At 66.2% G+C, this 3537-nt stretch carries 5 protein-coding genes; 3 read left to right on the forward strand and 2 right to left on the reverse strand.

Translation table 11 applies throughout. The features are described from left to right. On the reverse strand, positions 1-813 hold an 813-nt coding region (locus tag HKL97_RS11345; protein ID WP_291425387.1), incomplete at its 3' end, for an AAA family ATPase. Then, the gene (gene hslV / locus HKL97_RS11350) at positions 813-1364 is read right to left on the reverse strand and encodes an ATP-dependent protease subunit HslV (RefSeq protein WP_291425388.1); all 552 of its coding nucleotides are present in this window, start codon (positions 1362-1364) and stop codon (positions 813-815) included. The genes HKL97_RS11345 and hslV, both read right to left, overlap by 1 nt. Positions 1365-1472: 108 nt before the next feature. On the opposite strand from hslV, the gene HKL97_RS11355 reads away from it, so the two are divergent. The 3 genes from HKL97_RS11355 to HKL97_RS11365 all read left to right on the forward strand — a co-directional run. Then, entirely contained in the window at positions 1473-2381 is a 909-nt protein-coding gene (locus HKL97_RS11355; protein WP_291425390.1) for a helix-turn-helix transcriptional regulator, read from the forward strand. A 6-nt stretch (positions 2382-2387) separates the two neighbouring features. Further along, a complete protein-coding gene (locus HKL97_RS11360; RefSeq protein WP_291425392.1) occupies positions 2388-2939 on the forward strand; it encodes a nucleoside 2-deoxyribosyltransferase in 552 nt (183 codons plus the stop codon). A 3-nt stretch (positions 2940-2942) separates the two neighbouring features. Further along, on the forward strand, positions 2943-3537 hold a 595-nt coding region (locus tag HKL97_RS11365), incomplete at its 3' end, for a YiiX/YebB-like N1pC/P60 family cysteine hydrolase (RefSeq protein WP_291425394.1).

Genomic DNA, 3537 nt, shown 5'->3' on the forward strand with positions numbered 1-3537 from the left:
GCGCTGCACGCCCTCGCGCGACACATCCCCGCCCCTAAACCCACCCTCGGTCTTGGCGCAGATCTTGTCGATCTCGTCGAGAAACACAATGCCGTTGCTCTCCGCATGGCGCAACGCATCCTTGGTCAGCGCCTCGGTGTCCAGCAGCCGGTCGGCTTCCTCGCGTTCCAGCGCGCGGCGCGCATCAGGCACCAGCATCTTGCGCTTGCTGGCCTGGCGCCCAAACATCCCCTTCATCATATCGCCAAGGTTGATCGCGCCGTTCTGCGGCATGTCAATCATGCCGATCTGCGCGCCCCCGCCCTCGCTGAGCGAAATCTCGATCTCCTTGTCCTCAAGCTCACCCGCGCGCAGCATCCGGCGGAATTTCACCCGCGTGTCGGCGCTGGCACCCTCGCCCACCAGCGAGGTGATCAACCGCTCCTCCGCCGCCAGCTCCGCCTTGGCTTCCACGCCCTTGCGGTTCTGCTCGCGCAGCATGGTGATGCTCGCCTCCACCAGGTCGCGCACAATGCTCTCCACATCGCGCCCCACATACCCAACCTCGGTAAACTTCGTCGCCTCCACCTTGATGAACGGCGCCTGCGCCAGCTTCGCCAGCCGCCGCGCGATCTCGGTCTTGCCGCACCCCGTCGGCCCGATCATCAGAATATTCTTCGGCACCACCTCATCGCGCATATCCTCGGGCAGTTGCAACCGCCGCCAGCGGTTGCGCAACGCAATCGCCACCGCGCGCTTGGCATCGTTCTGGCCAATGATAAAACGGTCAAGCTCGCTAACAATCTCACGCGGCGAATATATGGGTGTTTCCATTACAGTGTTTCAACAATCAGGTTTTCATTGGTGTAGATGCAAATATCCGCGGCAATCTTCATCGCGCGGCGGGCAATCTCCTCGGCCGCCAGGTCCGGCACTGTCATCAGCGCCCGCGCCGCCGAAAGCGCGTAATTCCCGCCGGAGCCAATGGCGATAATCCCATCCGATGGCTCCAGCACATCGCCGTTGCCGGTAATGGTAAAGCCGCGCTCCTTGTCGGCGACAATCAGCATCGCCTCCAGCCGCCGCAAATAACGGTCCATCCGCCAATCCTTGGCCAGCTCCACGCAGGCCCGCTCCAGCTGGCTGGGAAAACGCTCCAGCTTCGCCTCCAGCCGCTCCAGCAGCGTGAAGGCATCCGCCGTCGCCCCGGCGAACCCCGCGATCACCGCCCCATTGCCGATGCGCCGCACCTTTCGCGCATTGCCCTTCACGACCGTATTGCCGAGGCTCACCTGGCCATCCCCGGCCATCGCCACCGCGCCATCGCGCCGCACACATAAAATTGTCGTGCCATGCCAGCCGACCGGATCATTTGGATTTGTCATGCCCGCAGAAATGGCACCTCAACCGCGCGCAGACAAGGGAGCCTCCGCTCCTGCAATATATTTCGTCAAAACCCTTTTGGCGGCGGGAAGGCGATGATACACAGGCGTATGAGCCCGCAATCCCTCTTCAAAGCAATGGAACCCAACCCCTCCGAAAAAGACCCGCTCCTCTCTGGCCTCGGCCAGCGTGTCAAACTGCTGCGCGCGCGCGGCGGCATGTCCCGGCGCATGCTGGCCGAGGAGGCCGGCGTGTCGGAGCGTCATCTCGCCAACCTCGAGTCGGGCATCGGCAATGTCTCCGTGCTGGTGCTCCAGCAGGTGGCGCTGGCGCTTGGCTCCTCCCTGGCCGAGTTGCTCGGCGATGAGACCACCAGCACCCCCGAAGGCCTGATGATCCGCAAGCTCCTGCACGGCCGCGGGCCGGAGGAGCTGCAACGCGCCCATAAGGCCCTGGCCGAGCTCTTCGGCGCCATCACCCCCGGCCAGCGGCGCAACCACATCGCGCTCGTGGGCCTGCGCGGCGCCGGCAAATCCACCCTGGGGCGCATGGCCGCCGCCCAGCTTGGCTGGCCCTTCGTGGAGCTGCGCGCCGAGATCACCCGCCTCGCCGGCTGCAGCCCGGTGGAAATCCAGGCCCTCTACGGCTCCAACGCCTACCGCCGCTACCAGCGCCAAGCGCTGGAGGATGCCCTGCAAACCTACCCCCACTGCGTCATCGCCACCGCCGGCGGCCTCGTCGGCGACCCCTCAACCTTTGACCTGCTGCTCACCAACTGCCTCACCATCTGGCTCCAGGCCGACCCCGAGGACCACATGAACCGTGTCATCGCCCAGGGCGAACAACGCCCGATGGCCGACAGCCGCAAAGCCATCGAGGACCTTCGCGTCACCCTGGAAAGCCGCGCCGCCTTCTACGCCAAGGCTGACTTCGCCTATAACACCAGCGGCAAAACCGTCGATGAGGCCTTCTCCGGGCTGATGGCCGCGCTGGCCGAACACCAGCTCAAACCGGCCTGACCCGCCATGGCGCGCACAGCCTACCTCGCCGGACCGGATGTATTTCTACCTGGCGCCGCGGCCAACGCGGCGGCAAAAATCGCCATCTGCGCCCGCCACGGCCTCACCGGGCTCGCGCCCTTCAACCCCAAGCTGGACCTGTCCCTGCCGCCGGACATCCTCTGGCGCCAGATCTACCTTGACGACATCGCCATGATGCAGGCCAGCGACCTCGTGATCGCCAACCTCACCCCCTTCCGCGGCGCCTCGGCCGATTCCGGCACCCTGGTGGAAATTGGCTGGTTCCTCGGCCGCGCCCGCCCGGTGTTCGGCTATTCCAACACCGCCGCCTCCTTCGCCGAACGCAGCGCCGCGCAGGCCGCCGCCGTGGCGGACCCTCTCCCCGGCCTCGCCATCGAGCCATTCAACCTGCCCGACAACCTCATGATCCCAGGCTGCGTGGAATATGGCGGCGGCCTGCCCGTCACCCTCCCGCCGGACGGCATCTCCCGCCCCTTCGACTCTCTGGATATTTTCGAACTCTGCGTCGCCGCGGCGGTGCGCCGCCTGGGGCTCTAACCCTTGCGCCGCCTCCAGCAGGCCATCGGCCACGCCATCGCCAGCTTCCTCACCGTCCCGGTGGACGCGCCGCCCGTCTTCCCGGTTGACCTCCGCAAGTTCCGCGCCCTGCTCCAGCCGGGCGATGTCATCCTCGTCGAAGGCCGCCTGCGCATCAGCTCGATGGTCAAATACCTCACCCAGTCCACATGGTCGCATTCCGCGCTCTACGCCGGCGATGCCGCCCCCGGCGGCGGCCCGGACTGCATCGAGGCTGACATCATCGCCGGTGTGCGCCGCTTCAACCTGGAAGACCTGCTGCCCTACCATGTCCGCATCTGCCGCCCCATCGGCCTCTCCACGCAGGACCGCCAGGCCGTGGTTGATTTCGCGATGAGCAAACTCGGCACCCAGTACGATTTGCGCTACGTCGTTGACCTCGCGCGCTACCTCTTCCCCCTCCCCGTGCCGCAGCGCTGGCGGCGGCGCGCCATCGGCTTCCTCTCCGCCGGCCCCACGCGCGCCATCTGCTCCACCCTCATCGCCCAGGCATTCAAAAGCATCGGCTACCCGATCCTGCCGGAAATCACCGAGGAAGCCCTGGCCCACCCCGCCACCC

Origin of the sequence: Acidocella sp. (assembly GCF_013044125.1) — a bacterium.
Lineage (GTDB): Bacteria > Pseudomonadota > Alphaproteobacteria > Acetobacterales > Acetobacteraceae > Acidocella.

What these genes read in the sequence shown, in the direction of transcription:
- hslV (WP_291425388.1), bottom strand. Translation starts at nt 1,364, where the DNA reads ATGACAAATCCAAATGATCCGGTCGGCTGGCATGGCACGACAATTTTA.
- HKL97_RS11355 (WP_291425390.1), top strand. Translation starts at nt 1,473, where the DNA reads ATGAGCCCGCAATCCCTCTTCAAAGCAATGGAACCCAACCCCTCCGAA.
- HKL97_RS11360 (WP_291425392.1), top strand. Translation starts at nt 2,388, where the DNA reads ATGGCGCGCACAGCCTACCTCGCCGGACCGGATGTATTTCTACCTGGC.